This window comes from Embleya sp. NPDC059237 (assembly GCF_042754105.1).
In the GTDB taxonomy this organism is placed as follows: domain Bacteria; phylum Actinomycetota; class Actinomycetes; order Streptomycetales; family Streptomycetaceae; genus Embleya.
Map to the genome: position 1 here is coordinate 661121 of NZ_JBHZAE010000002.1, position 15580 is coordinate 676700.

The following is a 15580-nucleotide window of genomic DNA, read 5'->3' on the forward strand; positions in this document are numbered from 1 at the left end:
GCCCGGCGTCCCCGACCCGGGTGATCCGGGATATCACTCTCAGGAGCTACGCGACCGCCCGCCGGCGGTCTCCCACCGATGGAACACCGTCCACAACACGAGCAGCACGGCGGCGAACACCGGCATCCAGCCGATCCGCGCGGCCACCCACGGCAGTCCGTCGGGCGCGGTACCCAGGCCGGGCAGTCCGCCCAGGGCGATGCCGACCGCGGTGGTCGCGAGCATCGCGCTCTGGTGCCACAGGAACACCGTCATCGCGGACAGATTGACCAGCGCCACCGCCGCCCACGTGCGCGGATGCCGGCTCAGCGCCCGGCGCAGCGGGGCCCGGACCAGCAGTGCCAGGCCGCACTGGGCAAGACCGAAGGCGACCGCCGCGAGGGTGGGCGGGTTGAGGTTGGAGATCGCCTGGCCCGGGACGCCGACCATGCTGACCGGATAGCCGCACCAGCGGATCAGCGCGGCGCAGCCGAGCGCGCCCGCCACCAGGAGCGGACCGCCCAGTCGCTCGATCCGGGCCCGATGCGGACCGGCCCAGAGCACCCCGAGGCTGTACGGGACCAGCCAGCCGGCGAGCACGTTGACCCAGCCGAGCGCGGCGGGCCCGTCGGCGGCGAACCTGGTCAGGTCCACCGCGGCGACCACGGCGAGCGCGAGCGGCGGCCCGGCCCGGCCGAGGCGGACCACCAGTGGGGTGAGCAGGGTCAGGCCCGCGTAGACGAGCACGAACCACAGCGGGGAGAGCACGAGCTTGCCGAGCGTGTGGAGGGTGTCGCCGGGTACGAAGTCGGCGAGCAGCGCCATGAGTACGGTCCACACCGCGAGCAGCGCGGCGATCGGCCGGCCGAGCCGGATCATCCGCCGCCGGGCCCACGCCCGGTGGCTCCTCGCGTGGGCGTACGAGCGTGCCCCCACGTACCCGCCGACCAGGAAGAACACCGCCAGCGGCTGGAGCAGCCAGGTGGCCGGGGCGAAGTCCGGCAGTCGGCGCAGCGGGCTGTCGGTCCGCCAGTGGTCGGCGCCGGCGGACACGCCCGTGACGATCCAGTGGCCGAGGACCACGCCGAGGATGGCGAACGCCCGCAGACCGTCCACCTCCCGCTCGCGGTCGGCGGGGGTCGATTGCTCGATCCGGCGTACCAGCACGCCCGGTTCAGCCATGGGTCACCTCCGTCGCGCGGCCTCGCACGATCAACGCGAGGTTGTACAGGGCCCGCCCGCCGGGCCGCAGGTAGTCCGAGTGGCCACCGCCGCCGGCCGCGAAGTCGCGGGCGCCGAAGCCGCGCGAGGTCGGGTCCGCGCCGAAGCCGACGGTGGTGTCGAAGAACGGGATGCTGAGGTGCGGCACCACGTCGATCCAGTCCGAGTCGCCGCGACCGGCCCAGACGCGGGCGCCGGTGCCCAGGTCGTCCCGGTCGTCGACACCCAGGCCGGGGCTGCCGAACACGGCGAGATCGGCCACGTCGATCGTGGAGACCGCCCGCCCGCACACCACCGAGCCGTAGGAGTGGCACAGCAGCGACACCTGCGCGGCAGGCGCGACCGCGTACAGCCCGGCGACGAAGCGGCGCAGTTCGCGCGCGCCGTCGTCGGCCCGGCCGGTGGTCAGCACGTCGAGGCTGATCGTGTGCGGCGGGGAGTAGCCGAGCCAGGCGATCACCGCGACGCGGGCGGTCGGGTCCTGGGTGTGGATCTGCGCGTACAGGGCGCGCGCGCCGCCGCCGGGGGCCGAGTACGGCTTGTCGCCGCGCGTGTCGAAGTGGTCCAGGTCGGTGTCCGCGCCCGGCACCAGGACCGCGATCCGGTCCGCGGCGGCCAGGTCGCCGACCACCTCGACCGCCCGTACCCGGCCCGCGCGGCCGTCGAAGGACAGGAAGGTCCGGGCCGGGTCGGCCATCCGCGCCAGCTTGTCCGCCCGGCCGGTGTGTCCGGTGTCCCGGGCCAGCCCGGCCGCGTCGGCGATGGCCCGCTGGTTGGCGGTGTAACGCTCTCCCAGGGTGGTCGCGGACATCGCCGGCAGCGTCGGCGGGGCCGCCGCGGCGGCCTCCGCCGCACCCACGCCGGGCCCGGCCAGCCCGGCCGCCACCAGCACCGAGACCAGGCCCATTCGCAGCCGACCACGCATCTCCCGCTCCCGTCCTCGAAGTTCCGGACTCGAAGCTAGGAATCGGCGTCCGTAGCCTGCGTCGCGCCAGGGAGTGGACCCTGCGGGTAGCTCTGGGGGACTACATGGGCCACTCGCGTGGTCGAGCGTCGGCGGGGACTTCCGGGGCGGCCCGCGCCGGGGGCGGTTCGCGCCGGGCAGCCCGTGCCGGGGGTGGTTCGCGCCTCAGGTATCACGCGTGCTCTCCTCCGCTGGGCTGACGGCGCGCCGGGTGCGGCCGGCTACCGTGGCATCCGTGACTTTTCGCTCCGCCGCCGAGTCGATCCGCCGCCCGTTCCCCTCCTGGCCGCAGGCCCGACGCTCGTTCGCCTTCGACCTCACGGTGGCGATCGTGGTCGGGCCGCTGGTTCCCGCGATCGCCTTGGCGGTGCATCTGCACGAGTCGGGTGCGGACGTCGCGAACGCATGGCTGACGTACGTGGCCCAGGCGATCGCCGGGCTGATCCTGATCGTCCGACGCCGGCATCCCGAGGTGTGCGTCGCGGTCATCGCGCCCACGCTGCTGCAGGGCCAGTCCTTCGGCGCCCTCTTGGCGGCCTACGCGGTCGCGGTCTACGTGAGCGACCGCCGGCGGATGTGGTTGTTGATCGGCGTCCTGTGCCTGGCCACGTGGCAGCCTTGGGATTGGCGGGATCTCGCCAACAACACCGGGAACACCTTCGGAACGCTCACTCCCGCGTGCTACGGCCTCTACATCGCCTCACGCCGCCGGCTCATCGCTGCCCTCGGCGAGCGTGCCGAACGGGCCGAGCGTGAACAGGAGTTGCGTGCCGAGCAGGCCCGGGAGGAGGAGCGCAACCGGCTGGCCGGGGACATGCACGACATCGTCACGCACCGGGTGAGCCTGATGGTCCTCCAGGCGGGCGCGATGCGTTCGCAGGCGGTCGACGACGCGACCCGGCGGGCGGCGGAGGACCTGCGTTCGACCGGGTGTCAGGCGCTGGCCGAACTGCGCGATCTGGTCTCGGTGTTGCGTGCCGCGCAGGAGCGTGACGCGCGCGCCCCGGTGGAACCGGCGGTGCTGGACGCATCCGCGCTGGTGGAGGAGTCGGTGGCGGCGGGGGTGGATGTGCGCCTGGAGGTGGAGGGTACGGCCCGGCCGGCCTCGCCGGTGGTGGTGCGCACCGCGTATCGGGTGGTCCAGGAGGCACTGACGAATGTGCACAAGCACGCGCCGGGCGCCTTCGTCCGGGTCCTGGTGCGGCACACCGACGGCGAGGTGCGGATCACCGTGACGAACACCGCGCCCACCCGGCCGCCGGAGATCGAACTGGGCGCGGGTGGCACGGGATTGGTCGGGCTGCATCGGCGGATCGAGCTGACGGGGGGCACGTTCCGGGCGGGGCCGCGGGCGGATGGGGGCTTCGAGTTGGACGCGCGGTTGTCGGTGGGGGCCGGCGCGGCGACGGCGGCCGTGGATTCCGGTGCGCCGGGTGACCCGAACGAGCCGCCACGGGCCGAGACTTCGACCGAAGCCGAAGCCGAAGCCGAAGCCGAGACCGCGTCCGTCGAGCCGCCGAGCGGGGTCGCCCGGGTGTCGCGCGCGCGTCCGGTACGCCCGGCCCGGGAGCGGTCGGGCCGGGATCGATCCAAGGCGGGCCGCCCCGCCCCGGAGCACGTGGACCGCCCGGAGCACGCGGAGCGTTCGGGCCGTTCGGATCACCACGATCGTTCGGACTCCGCCCCGGCATCGACACCGGGAGTACTGACGGGATCACGCCCCGAAACCGGCTGATACCCGGAGGATCCGGCCGCGCCGACTTCTCGATCCTCGACACGTGTCACCCACCTTTCGGTGTTGACTTGCGCGGCCCCCGGATGGACCCTCGGGCCAGCCGCGTCGCACTGTTCGGCCGACCGGCCCCGGGTTCGGAACCACCCCGAACCCGCCGCCTCGGCACGCCCGGCACGGCTGCACCGGCACGGCACCGCACGGCGCCCGGATCCGTTTCTCCGCTCCCGCGCCGTGGTGTTCGACATCACCGCTCCACCTCGCTCCTCGGCACGCAGCAGATCGATCTTCCGGAACCGGAGCCACCGATTCCGCATGTCGAATTCCCCCGGGCTGCAGGCCCTCGGGACGCCCGAAAGGCATCCTGATGCCCCGACCGAACCACCCGAGTCCGAACCCGAACCACTCGAACCCGAACCCGAATCCCGACCCGAGCCCGTCCCGCCGCGCGGTGCTCGGCGGCCTCGCCGGCGCCGCGCTCGTCGCGGCCCAGTGGACCCCCGTCGGCCTGGCCCCCGCCGCCGGGGCCGCCGCGCCGCCGGCCCCGCCCGACTTCCCGGCCGGCATCACGCTGGGCGTGCAGCAATACCGGAACTGGTCCGGCGAGATGCGCGCCGACGACGTCTGGACGGCGGTACCCGCGCACCCCTCCGACGTGGTGACCCTGGCCAACTGGGCACGCGCCAAGGGCTATCGGCTCCGCCCGCGCGGCATGAGCCACAACTGGTCGCCGATCCTGATCCCGCCCGGCGCGGACACCTCGCGCACCCTGATGGTGGACACCACACGAAACCTGACCTCGCTGGTGATCAACCCGGGCTCGCCCACCACGGTGACCGTCGAGACCGGATGCAGCATCGAGCGCCTGCTGACCAAACTGGAGGAGGTCGGTCGCGGGATGATCGCCACCACCGCGCCGGGCAAGCTGAGCGTGGGTGGGGTGCTGGCCGTCGGCGCACACGGCAGCGGCATCCCGACACCCGGCGAAACCCTGCCCCAGGGCGGCACTTACGGCACGTTGAGCAACCTGGTGACGGCGCTGACGGCCGTGGTGTGGGATCCGGCGGCCGGTGCGTACGTCCTGAAGACCTTCCGGCGCGACAACCCCGAGATCGGCCCCTTCCTGGTGCACCTGGGCCGGGCCTTCGTCACCGAGGTCACCCTCCAGACCAACACGAACCAGCGGCTGCGCTGCCAGAACTTCTACCACGACCAGATCGGCACCCTGCTCGGGCCACCCGGCGGTTCCGGCAAGAAACTCGCCGACTACCTGCGCGACTCCGGCCGGGTCGAGGTGATCTGGTTCCCGTTCACCACGGTGCCGTGGCTCAAGGTGTGGAGCGTCGCGCCGAGCAAGCCGTGGGTGTCGACCCAGATCAACGCGCCGTACCCGTACACGTTCGCCAACTTCGTCACCGAGGACCAGGCGAAATTCCTCGCCGACATCGCCACCGGCAACGTCGGCGGCACCGAGGTGTTCACCAACGCCGAGATGGCGGTGGTCGGCTCGGGCCTGATCGTGACCTGGACCTGGGACATCTGGGGTTGGTCGAAGAACACCCAGCTCTTCGTCGAACCGACCACGCTGCGCATCCACGAGGGCGGTTGGGCGGTGCTGACCGCGCGGGCGAACGTGCAACGGGTGCTCAACGAGTTCTTCGTGCGCTACACGGGCCTATTGAGCGCGTACAAGGCCAACGGACAGTATCCGTGCAACAGTCCGATCGAGTTGCGGGTGACCGGCGTGGACCGGGCGAGCGAGGTCGTGGTCGCGAACGCGGTCGAGCCGACCCTGTCCGCCGCCCGCCCGCGCCCCGACCATCCCGAATGGGACACCGTGGTCTGGCTCGACGTCGCCACCCTGCCCGGCACCCCCGCCAACCACGACTTCTACCGGGAGATGGACTCCTGGATCTGGGCCAACTACACCGGCAATTACGCCTGTGTCCGCCCGGAGTGGTCCAAGGGCTGGGCGTACGGCCTCGGCGGCGCCTGGACCGACACGGCCGCCGTGACCGGCCGCATCCCGAACGCGTTCCGCGCCGGCCTGCCCACGACGGCGAACTTCGACACGGCCCGCGCCACCTTGAACACGTACGACCCGAGTCGCGTCTTCGCCAACCCGTTCCTGGACGTGCTCCTACCCTGACCGCCCGCCCAACCAGCCGTCATCCAGCGACCCGTTGTCGTCGTACACCACGAACTCTCGCTCCATCGAGGCGATTTCGTACTCGGCCAGGGCGGTCACCAGGTCCTCCGCGGCCCGGGTGGCCGCCACGTCCCCGACCCCGTGGCAGCGCTGCGTGACAAACCGCTCGGCCCGCCCGTCCGCCCGCACGCGTCGCGCGTTGTACGACAGATGCGCCCCATGCCGCAGCACCGCGGTCACCAACCCGCCCGACTCGGCGGCGCCTTCGGCCAACACCAGCTTCACGTGATGCTCGAAATACATCCCGGACCCGAGTTCCCGCGCCTGCGCGTCCGTCCGAGGCACCCCCGGATGCCACGGCGCCACCTCGATCTTGGTCCGCGTCACCCGATGCCCGCCCCGCGCCAACACATCGGCCAACTCCGCGGCCCGCTCCCGAGCCGCCGGCAGGGTCGTGGTGGCCCGCTCGGTGACCATCGGCTGCGACACGGTCCGCCCTCGCGCCAACACGATGTGCGTCACCCCGACGCCCGCCTCGGCGGCCCACCGAACCAACCCGTCCACATCCGGGGTCCCCACGGTGACATGCGTCTCGAAAAGCCCGACCGCCGCACCGGGAAACCCCGCACCATCAACCTCACCCGACCCGTACACACGCCCATCCTCCCAGGTGGGGCACCACGAACGACGCAATAATCGACGGCGCCCCATCTTGGGGAGCGGTCGCGGAGGGTGATCCTGGGCCTTCTCGGAGGCGAGGCCCTCAGGTGGTTCGGAGTCGGAAGTGCAGCAGGTCGGTCGAATCGGCAAAGGCGGGTTTACCGTCCGGGTCGGTGACCGCGATCACGGTCAGGCCGGCGGTCATGGCCAGCGTCTCGAACCGGTCCCGGGGGTACCAATGCATGATCCACGGGCGGTCTTCGATGGTGCTGTCCGAACCGTGGTGCCGTTCGTAGCGTAGAAGAGTCGTCTGTGTCCGGGCTGTCTCGTCGCGTTGCTCGGAGACGACGGATACCCGGAGTTCGGCGCCGTCGGGTGCGGTGGCCGTGCGCACCCGGCCGATCTGTTCGGCGGGGGTGGGTGCGGGGGTGAACAGGGGCACCAGGGCGGTGCCGCCCTCAGTCAGGTGATCGCGGATGCCGCGCAGGGCGGTGAGCGCTGTGGCGTCATCGGGAAGCAGGGTGAAGGTCGGCCCGGCCAGGAAGATCGCCCGGTAGCGGCGGGGCAGGTTCAAAGCCTCCATGCGCTGGTGGAACACGGTGGCACGGATGCCTTGTTCGTCTGCCCGGCGTCGGAGCCGCTCCAGCATGTCGGCGGAGGAGTCGACGCCGTCGACGTCCAGGCCGCGTCGGCACAGTTCGAGCAGGGGGTCACCGTCTCCGCACCCCAGCTCCAGTGCCGGTATGCCGGCTTGCCGAATGAAGGCCGCGTAGGGTTCGGGATCCTGGGAGAAGGATTTCAGCGGTCCATAGAGCTCCGCGACGATGCCGGTGTAGAAGTCCGCTGGGTCCACGCCCGTCACCCTACGCAGCCCCTTCCCTGCGTTCACCCGAATATCGCGAGTGGGTCACTGCGGGTGTGGCGGTGCCGCCCTGGTGGCCGAACTCCGTGCCACGCACGCGCCGGGTTCGTGCGGCCCGTCCCCGAGAGCGGTGCACGTGGCGCACAGGTGGCCGAGTTCGTCGGTATGTCCGGGCCCGGACCTCGTCATCAGGGCCCCCGATCCCGCCGCGCCGAGCCGGCACCACCCCGCAGACCGGCGCGGCCGGCACCGCACCGTGTCAGCCCCGGCCCGAAGCAATACGGGTCGGGGCTGACCGCACTTCCTGCCCGAGCGTGACCCCCTGCCGCCCGTGACGCTCGTGCTCCGGGCCATCGGCGTACGGGATCGCAGGTTCGGGCAGTGAGAGTGGATGCGGATCCGGGAGCGTTCCCATGGTCGACTGGTTTCGTGATCCGGAATCAGTATTCCGAAGAGCGGATCGACGGTCCATGGCGACAGCCTTCGGCGGCCGGGTCGGCGAAATCTTCTGGCTTCTCCCCGGGCGATCAGGGTCGGGCCGCGCTTCGGTCGGCATCGGGCCGGCCGTGGACTTGCCGCGAGCAAGATGATCGCATTCTCAACTTATTCGGGCAAAACGCACTGGAGACGATAAGATTGCGTTTGAATCGGCCTTGCCACGTGAAATTCTTTTGACATAGGTTCGCCTGACCGTGGTTCCTGCGTTTCCCTGAGGGGGTTTCATGTCCGACATGACCCGCGTAGCCGTCCGTACCGCCGTCGACCACCCGCAGTGGCCGGTGCTCAAGGAAGCCGTTGCCGACCTGCGTCCGCTTCAGGCCAAGGACGGCTCGATCGAGCCGTCCGGGCATGCTGCCGCCCGCCTCCTGGTCGCCGACATCACCGCCGCCATCGCGGCGCTCGCCCCGCTGTTCCCGCACGACGAGGCCTACCTCGACGCCGTCGTGGCCGATTTCCACCGCTGGGCCGAGGCCGACTTCGCGCGCCCGGACTTCCTGGACTCGCTGGTCGCCTTCCGCCCCGAGCAGAACCGGCGGGACGGTCTGGAGCACCTGGTGGTCTTCCCGATGACCACCCAGAACGGCAATCCGAACCGCAACGTCGAGGCGGTCCTGCTGCGCGTGGTGTGGCCGCAGTGGCTGGCCGACCTGGAAGCGACGCGCTACGACAACGCGATGTTCGTGCCGCTCGCGTTCGTCGACTTCACCGACGGATACGACACCGACTCGGCGGTGCTCTTCCCCGAGACCGTCGCCGTCCGCGAAGTACCCAGGTTCACCTGGGGCGGCATCTTCTGCGACCGCGAGGCGGCTCGCTTCCGCCGGGTCGGGACCGCCGCGGCGGACACCCTCGGCCTGGAACTGCCGCCGGAGGCACAGGCGTTGGTCGAGAGCCAGCAGCTCGCCCAGAACGCGTTCGTGTTGTGGGACCTGATCCACGACCGCAGCCACATGCGCGGGCACATGCCGTTCGACCCGTTCATGATCAAGCAGCGCATGCCGTTCTGGATGTACGCCCTGGAGGAGCTGCGCTGCGACCTGACCGCGTTCCGCGAGGCGGTCGCGCTGTCCGCGGAGGGCGAGCCGACCGCGCCGCTGGTGCGCTACGCGGTGATCTTCGACCGGCTGTTCCGCTTCCCGGTCACCGGTGGGCGGGTGCGCAACTACGACGGGCTCGGCGGGCAGCTGTTGTTCGCCTACCTGCACCGCGCGGGTGTGCTCGACTGGTCGGACAACCGGCTCACCATCGACTGGGACCGGATCACCGACGCGGTGCTCGGCCTGTTCGACGAGGTGGACCGGCTCTACCGCGAGGGTGTCGACCGGCCGAAGGTCGGCCACTGGCTGGCCGGCTACCAGTTGGTCGCCAAGTATGTGCCGTCGCACCCGGGGTCGGTGTGGGCCAAGGGGACCGCCGCGCTGCCGATGGACGGCCCGCCGAAGGCGCTCGTGGACGCGGTGCTGCCCGACGAGTTCCCGCTGAGCATGTTCTACGAGGCGCTGAACCGGCGGCTGCGCGACGTGATCGCGTCCACGCGCGGGATCACCGCCGACGCCCCGCCGACGGGCCCGGTCGAGGCGCGCGAGCGGGAGGCCGCGGTGTCGTGACCGTGCGGATGCGACGGATGCGACCGACGTGATGGGTGCGACGTGCGCCCACCGGGGTACGGGGCAGGACGAACGGCACGTGAACGAGGAGTCGCAGTGATGAACGGTCTCGAAGGCGCGGTGATCGCGGTCGCGGGCGCGGGTGGACCCACCGGGCGGGCGGTGCTCGAACGGCTGGTCGGCGCCGGCGCCCGGGTGTACGGCGCGGACGCGAACGCCGAACGATTGCGGGCGAGCGTGGACGCCGCGCCCGGAGCGCACGGCGCGGTGGTGGACCTGCTCGACCCGGACGCCACCCGCCGCTGGGCGGAGGAGGTCGAGCGCGAGCACGGCCGGGTGGACGGGCTGGTGCACCTGGTCGGCGGCTGGCGCGGCGGCAAGAAGTTCGGCGACAACTCGCTCGACGACTGGGCCCTGCTGCACAACCTGCTCGTACGTACCCTCCAGCACACCACGCTGGCCTTCCACGAAGCGCTCGCGCGCAGCCCGCGCGGTCGGTTCGTACTGATCTCCGCCGCCGCGGCCGGACAGCCGACCCAGGGCAACGCGGGTTACGCCGCCGCCAAGGCCGCGGCGGAGACCTGGACCCTCGCGCTCGCCGACGCGTTCACCGACACCGAGGCGGCGGCCACGATCCTGGTGGTCAAGGCGCTCGTCAACGACGAGATGCGCGAGGCCCGACCCAACGCAAAGTTCGCCGGATTCACCGACGTCGCCGATCTCGCCGCCGAGATCGCGGGTCTGTGGAACACCCCGGCCATCGACCTGAACGGGAAACGACTGTGCCTGAACGTCCCCTGACCCCGCGTCACGACCCCGACGCGCGCGGTTTCGCCAGCGACAACTACGCGGGCATACATCCCGAGGTGTTGGCCGCGATCGGCACGGCCAACGGTGGACACCAGATCTCCTACGGCGAGGACGTCTACACCGAGCACCTGACCGAGGTCTTCCGCGCCCACTTCGGCGAACGCGCGGAGGTGTTCCCGGTGTTCAACGGCACCGGGGCCAACGTGGTCGGCCTGCAGTCGATGACCGACCGCTGGGACTCGGTGATCTGCGCGGCCACCGCGCACATCAACGTGGACGAGTGCGGCGCGCCGGAGAAGGTGGCGGGCCTGAAGCTGCTCTCCGTGGCCACCCCCGACGGCAAGCTCACCCCCGAACTCGTGGATACGCATGCGTGGGGTTGGGGCGACGAACACCGGGCCCAGCCGCGGGTGGTCTCATTCGCCGAGAGCACCGAACTGGGCACGGTCTACACGGTGGACGAGATCGCCGCGTTGGTCGCGCACGCGCACGACCACGGCATGCTCGCCCACCTGGACGGCTCGCGCCTGGCCAACGCCGCCGCCGCGCTGGACGTGCCGCTGCGCGCGCTGAGCACGGACGTGGGCGTGGACGTGTTGTCCTTCGGCGGCACCAAAAGCGGCCTGATGTTCGGCGAGGCCGTGGTCGTGCTCAACCCGGACGCGGCGCGCGGCATCAAGTATCTGCGCAAGGCGGCGATGCAACTCGCGTCCAAGATGCGGTTCGTGTCGGTGCAGTTCGAGGCGCTGCTGTCCGGCGATCTGTGGCTGCGCAACGCGCGGCACGCGAACGCGATGGCGGCGCTGCTCGCCGAGAAGGTCGCCGACCTGGACGGGGTGACGCTGTCTCGGATGCCGCAGGCCAACGCGGTGTTCGCGGTGCTGCCGGCGGATGTCACCGAGCGGATGCAGAAGCGGTTCCGTTTCTACACCTGGGACGAGTCGATCGGCGAGGTGCGCTGGATGACGGCGTTCGATACCACCGAGGCGGACATCGAGGCCTTCGCGACCGCGCTCGCCGAGGAGTTGGGCGCGCGCTAGCCGAACGGGCGCACGGCGGTGGGCGGGTCGGGGCGGGTACCCCGGCCCGCCTTCGCGTAGTGCCGGGGCTTTGTCGCATCGACCTCGAAGTGGTGCCGGTTTCCGGCCGGTTGCGGACTTCTTTCGGGGCGCACGGGTCGGCGAGGGCTCGTTCACATCGGGTGCCGAATCGGCGGCGGCAGGTGCTACAGTCACCGACCCAGGTGATCGGAGCGCGCCGTCGTGGACCTGCGAAAGCCCTATCTCGCCGAGCACTTCGCGCCTGTCGCCGACGAGATCGACCGGCGCGACCTGAAGGTTCGGGGCATGCTTCCGCCGGAGCTGAACGGTCGCTACATCCGCAACGGGCACAACCCGCGACCCGGTGACGTGCCGTCGCACTGGTTCCGGGGCAGCGGCATGCTGCACGGCATCCGGCTGCGGGCCGGCCGGGCCGAGTGGTACCGCAACCGGTGGGTGCGCACCCCCGCGTGGAACGGCGCGCCGTATGTGCGCGCGGACGGCAGCGTCGACCTGACCGCGAGCATCGCCGGCACGCACATCGTCGAACACGCCGGTCGGCTGCTCGCGCTCCAGGAGGCCAACCTCCCGTTCGAGGTGACCCGCGAGTTGGACACGGTCGGCCCGTACGACTTCGCCGGCGGGCTGACCACCGCGATGACCGCGCATCCCAAAACCGATCCGGGCACCGGCGAACTGCACTTCTTCGGCTACTCGCCGACCCCGCCGTATCTGACGTACCACGTCGCGTCGCCCCGAGGGCGGATCATCCGCAGCGAGGTGATCTGCGGCGCGGGACCCTCGCTGATGCACGACTTCGGGCTGACGCGACGCCATGTGGTCTGGCTCGACCTGCCGGTGGTGTTCAACCCGGCCGAGTCCTCCGGTGTGCCCTACCGCTGGAGCGAGTCCTACGCGCCCCGGATCGGCGTGATGCCGCGCACCGGCCCGGCCGTGCCGACCTGGTTCGAGGTGTCTCCGGGGATGGTGCTGCATGTGGCCAACGCGTACGAGGACGCGCGCGGTCGGATCGTGCTGGAGGCACCGAGGTTCGATCGGGCCGCGTGGGAGACGAGTTGGCGGTGGTGGGTGGGTGCGCCCGGCTACCCCGAATCACCCGTGGTCGGCGCGATCTCGCACCGATGGATCCTGGACCCGGCCTCGGGCGTCGCGGGCGAGCAGGCACTGGACTCGCTGGTCGTCGAGTTCCCCACGATCGACGCCCGCGCGGTGGGCCGGCCGCACCGATTCGGCTACGCGTCGGCCTTTCCCGGGGCGGGGCTGCGCGAGTACGCGATCGTCAAGTACGACCGGGTGAGCGGGGAGCGGTGGATCGCCGGGCAGGGGCGCGACCGTATGCCCGGCGAGGCGGTGTTCGTGCCGGCCGAGGGCGGCACCGCCGAGGACGACGGCTACCTGCTCACCGTGATCAGTGATCTGGCCCGGAATGCCTCGGAGTTGCTGGTACTGGACGCGCGCAGGATCACCGCGCAGCCGATCGCGGCCGTCGAATTGCCGCGCCGGGTGCCGGCCGGGATCCACGGTTCGTGGATCCCCGACCCCGACGGATCGGTTGCCGACGGCTGAACCCGATCACGGTGATCTCCGTGCTCTACAGTCCGAGCAGCGTGCTCGGGTGGGCCGGGCACCGGGTGGGGTGGGAGTGCGATTCGGGTGGGTGCGACCAGGCTGCTTGCGGTTCTGCTGTTCGTCGGCACGACGGCGTTGGGCATCGTGCTGTACTTCGTCGAGGACACGTCACTGGCGGATCTGCTCTCGCTCGGGGCGGGGGCGGTGTGTCTGTTCTGGCTGATCCTGGTGCTCACCGCGCCGTGGAACCTGTACTTCCGGGCCCAGCGGGTGATCACGGAGATCGCGATCAGCCGGGAGCGGGGCCTGGCCGTACCGGAGGGGCGTGACGTCGAGGCCCGGCGGATCGCCCGCCGACTGCTCTACGGCGCGATCGGCGCACACGTGCTCTCCGCCGCCGTGATCGCGCTGATCACCTGGATCTCCGGTGGCGTGGTGGGCTACTGGTTCGCCGGGTTCTACCTGCTCAGCACCCTGTTTCGACCCGGTCAGGCGTATGCGGAGCACCTGTCCCAGCGGCTGCGCACCATGCTGCGCGAGGTGACCCACCCCCGCGACGACGTGCTCGCGGTCAGCCAGGACGTCACGGCGCTCAAGGCCAAGGTCGAGGCCCTGGAGACCCGCACCAAGGAGTTGCTGGAGAGCATCGAGCAGCTCAAGGAGACGACGGTCTTCGGGGCGGCCGACACCACCAAGCGCTTCCAGGAGGCGGACCGCAAGGTGGACGCCCTCGGCCGCCGCTTCGAGGACACCATCAGCCAGTTGACGGACAACCAGGAAGTCATCTCCGGCATCAAGGCGTTCCTGCGGCTTTTGCGCACCGAGCAGAGCTGACCGGGCCGTTCGGCCTACTCGCGTCCGGTGCTCACCGCCAACGCCATCTCGCGCATGTCCGGATCGGGATGGGCGCGTGCAACGGCCCGGCCGGGCCTGGTCGAACGCGCGTGGGCCCCGCCGAATGTCTCGGCGGGGCCCACGTGGTGAGGGTATGGATCAGACGGCGAGCTTGGTGCCCACGGCGATCACGTTCGGGTTGTCGCCGAGGACGCCGGCGTTGGCCGTGTGCAGGGCCTTGTAGCCGCCCTTGACACCGAACTTGGCCGCGATCGCGGACAGCGTGTCACCGGACTTGACGGTGTAGGTGCCGGAGCCCGACGCCCGCTCGGTCGCGGCCGACTTCGGCGCGTCCTGCTTGGCAACATCCTGCTTGGGCTGCACGTTGAGCTTCGGCGCATTGCCGGTCGCGGGCTTGGCCTCGGACGTCGGCGCGGCCTTCGGCTCGACCGCGGACTTGGTCTTGCCGGTGGTCGAGGACTCGGCCGTGGCGTTGGCGTCGCCGCCCTTGCCCAGACCGGCCTTCACGGAGCAGACCGGCCAGGCGCCGGGGCCCTGGCTCGCCAGGACCCGCTCGGCGACGGCGATCTGCTGCGCCTTGGAGGCCTGCGCCGCGCTGGCCGCGTACTGGCTGCCGCCGAACGCGTTCCAGGTGCTCGGGGTGAACTGCAGACCGCCGGAGAAGCCGTTGCCCGTGTTGATGCTCCAGTTTCCGGTGCTCTCGCACTGGGCGACCGCGTCCCAGGTGGACGAAGTCGCGGCGTTCGCGCTGCCCGCCATGCCCACGAGGGGAAGGACGAGACCCGCACCGGCGGCGACGGCGATGCCGGCGCGACGGCCACGAGAGAGCGAACGAACCGGAGCGGTGATGGCACGGAAGGTCATTGATTACCTCGTCGGGCGCCTACGAAGTTAGCTGTCGGGTTCGGACGATTGGCCCGGCCTCGCCTGTCACAGGCATGGCTTCACCCCAGGCATCGGCAGTGCCGATGTCGGCTCACTTGGTTCCCCCGCTCCTGCCGCCAGTCGATATCGACTGCTTCCCTCGGACGGCGGCAGGATTCGGCGTACCGCCCGGGGAGTCCGCTTGTGCGAACAACCACGAAGCTACGCACCGGTTCGCCGGGTTGGCAAACATTTCGGATGGTTTGTGACGTCCCCCATAGGGAGGAATAACACCTATTTGCCCGATTTGTCGCCGTCTTTGCAGGTCACGGCTCCGGCGTACACGGTGCGCGGCCGCGTGGTCACGCGTGCTTCAGCGACGGGCTATTCCGTCGCGGGCAGCTCTACCGGAACCACTACCCGCTCCTCGTCCCAGAGGAACGTCGCGCCGCCGGTCGCGAAATTGGGCACATCGGCCACCGTGGCCCGCCCCTCGGGCGAATCCAGCACCGCCTCGAGTTCCGCGCGCGAGGGCGCGTACAGCGCGACCACCAGGTAATAGGGCGGCTTCGCACCGGACGGATCCGGTTCGCACTTGCCGATGGTCCAGCCGGTCAGTCCCGGCATGGTGCGGGCCAGCGGGACGTGCTTGTCCCAGTAATAGGAGTCGAACGCCGCCGGGTCTTCAGGGTGGCCGTAGAGCACGGTCAACTTGTACATGCCGGGTCCTCACGCTCGTGGTTGTC

General features: G+C 70.9%; 13 protein-coding genes and 1 riboswitch. Of the genes, 7 read left to right on the plus strand and 6 right to left on the minus strand.

From position 1 onward, the window contains the following. Positions 1-39 precede the first annotated feature (39 nt). Positions 40-1161, minus strand: a complete 1122-nt coding sequence (locus tag ACFXKZ_RS09675) for an acyltransferase (RefSeq protein ID WP_379998303.1) — start codon at positions 1159-1161, stop codon at positions 40-42. Continuing rightward, a complete protein-coding gene (locus ACFXKZ_RS09680; protein ID WP_379998306.1) occupies positions 1154-2125 on the minus strand; it encodes an alpha/beta hydrolase in 972 nt (323 codons plus the stop codon). Before ACFXKZ_RS09680 ends, ACFXKZ_RS09675 begins: the two co-directional genes overlap by 8 nt. 274 nt (positions 2126-2399) lie before the next feature. Between ACFXKZ_RS09680 and ACFXKZ_RS09685 the strand changes: the two genes are divergently transcribed. After that, positions 2400-3899: a sensor histidine kinase gene (locus tag ACFXKZ_RS09685; RefSeq protein WP_379998308.1), complete on the plus strand. Its 1500-nt coding sequence runs from the start codon at positions 2400-2402 to the stop codon at positions 3897-3899. A 364-nt stretch (positions 3900-4263) separates the two neighbouring features. Continuing rightward, entirely contained in the window at positions 4264-6045 is a 1782-nt protein-coding gene (locus ACFXKZ_RS09690) for a cholesterol oxidase substrate-binding domain-containing protein (RefSeq protein WP_379998310.1), read from the plus strand. Here the strand turns inward: ACFXKZ_RS09690 and ACFXKZ_RS09695 are convergent. Both ACFXKZ_RS09695 and ACFXKZ_RS09700 read right to left on the minus strand, forming a co-directional pair. Then, positions 6037-6624: a hypothetical protein gene (locus ACFXKZ_RS09695; protein WP_379998312.1), complete on the minus strand. Its 588-nt coding sequence runs from the start codon at positions 6622-6624 to the stop codon at positions 6037-6039. The genes ACFXKZ_RS09690 and ACFXKZ_RS09695 overlap by 9 nt on opposite strands. 184 nt (positions 6625-6808) lie before the next feature. Further along, entirely contained in the window at positions 6809-7558 is a 750-nt protein-coding gene (locus tag ACFXKZ_RS09700) for a class I SAM-dependent methyltransferase (RefSeq protein ID WP_379998314.1), read from the minus strand. Positions 7559-8289: 731 nt separating this feature from the next. On the opposite strand from ACFXKZ_RS09700, the gene ACFXKZ_RS09705 reads away from it, so the two are divergent. The 5 genes from ACFXKZ_RS09705 to ACFXKZ_RS09725 all read left to right on the plus strand — a co-directional run bounded on the left by ACFXKZ_RS09705 (position 8290) and on the right by ACFXKZ_RS09725 (position 13949). Further along, positions 8290-9675, plus strand: coding sequence for a DUF6421 family protein (locus tag ACFXKZ_RS09705; protein ID WP_379998316.1), 1386 nt, complete (start codon positions 8290-8292; stop codon positions 9673-9675). Positions 9676-9774: 99 nt separating this feature from the next. Then, the gene (locus ACFXKZ_RS09710; RefSeq protein ID WP_379998318.1) at positions 9775-10476 is read left to right on the plus strand and encodes an SDR family NAD(P)-dependent oxidoreductase; all 702 of its coding nucleotides are present in this window, start codon (positions 9775-9777) and stop codon (positions 10474-10476) included. Beyond that, positions 10458-11525, plus strand: coding sequence for a threonine aldolase family protein (locus ACFXKZ_RS09715; protein WP_379998320.1), 1068 nt, complete (start codon positions 10458-10460; stop codon positions 11523-11525). Before ACFXKZ_RS09710 ends, ACFXKZ_RS09715 begins: the two co-directional genes overlap by 19 nt. A gap of 222 nt (positions 11526-11747) precedes the next feature. Beyond that, positions 11748-13112, plus strand: a complete 1365-nt coding sequence (locus ACFXKZ_RS09720; protein WP_379998322.1) for a carotenoid oxygenase family protein — start codon at positions 11748-11750, stop codon at positions 13110-13112. Positions 13113-13199: 87 nt separating this feature from the next. Continuing rightward, a complete protein-coding gene (locus ACFXKZ_RS09725; RefSeq protein ID WP_379998324.1) occupies positions 13200-13949 on the plus strand; it encodes a hypothetical protein in 750 nt (249 codons plus the stop codon). 159 nt (positions 13950-14108) lie between these two features. Here the strand turns inward: ACFXKZ_RS09725 and ACFXKZ_RS09730 are convergent, their stop codons facing one another. Together ACFXKZ_RS09730 and ACFXKZ_RS09735 are read right to left on the minus strand one after the other, a co-directional pair. After that, on the minus strand, positions 14109-14834 hold the full coding sequence (locus ACFXKZ_RS09730) for a transglycosylase family protein (RefSeq protein WP_379998326.1): 726 nt from the start codon (positions 14832-14834) through the stop codon (positions 14109-14111). After that, positions 14835-15022: riboswitch (cyclic di-AMP (ydaO/yuaA leader) on the minus strand. It lies immediately after the preceding gene. Positions 15023-15218: 196 nt separating this feature from the next. Further along, the gene (locus tag ACFXKZ_RS09735; RefSeq protein ID WP_379998328.1) at positions 15219-15554 is read right to left on the minus strand and encodes an EthD family reductase; all 336 of its coding nucleotides are present in this window, start codon (positions 15552-15554) and stop codon (positions 15219-15221) included. Positions 15555-15580: the final 26 nt, after the last annotated feature.

What these genes read in the sequence shown, in the direction of transcription:
- ACFXKZ_RS09675 (WP_379998303.1), bottom strand. Translation starts at nt 1,161, where the DNA reads ATGGCTGAACCGGGCGTGCTGGTACGCCGGATCGAGCAATCGACCCCC.
- ACFXKZ_RS09680 (WP_379998306.1), bottom strand. Translation starts at nt 2,125, where the DNA reads ATGCGTGGTCGGCTGCGAATGGGCCTGGTCTCGGTGCTGGTGGCGGCC.
- ACFXKZ_RS09690 (WP_379998310.1), top strand. Translation starts at nt 4,264, where the DNA reads ATGCCCCGACCGAACCACCCGAGTCCGAACCCGAACCACTCGAACCCG.
- ACFXKZ_RS09705 (WP_379998316.1), top strand. Translation starts at nt 8,290, where the DNA reads ATGTCCGACATGACCCGCGTAGCCGTCCGTACCGCCGTCGACCACCCG.
- ACFXKZ_RS09710 (WP_379998318.1), top strand. Translation starts at nt 9,775, where the DNA reads ATGAACGGTCTCGAAGGCGCGGTGATCGCGGTCGCGGGCGCGGGTGGA.
- ACFXKZ_RS09730 (WP_379998326.1), bottom strand. Translation starts at nt 14,834, where the DNA reads ATGACCTTCCGTGCCATCACCGCTCCGGTTCGTTCGCTCTCTCGTGGC.
- ACFXKZ_RS09735 (WP_379998328.1), bottom strand. Translation starts at nt 15,554, where the DNA reads ATGTACAAGTTGACCGTGCTCTACGGCCACCCTGAAGACCCGGCGGCG.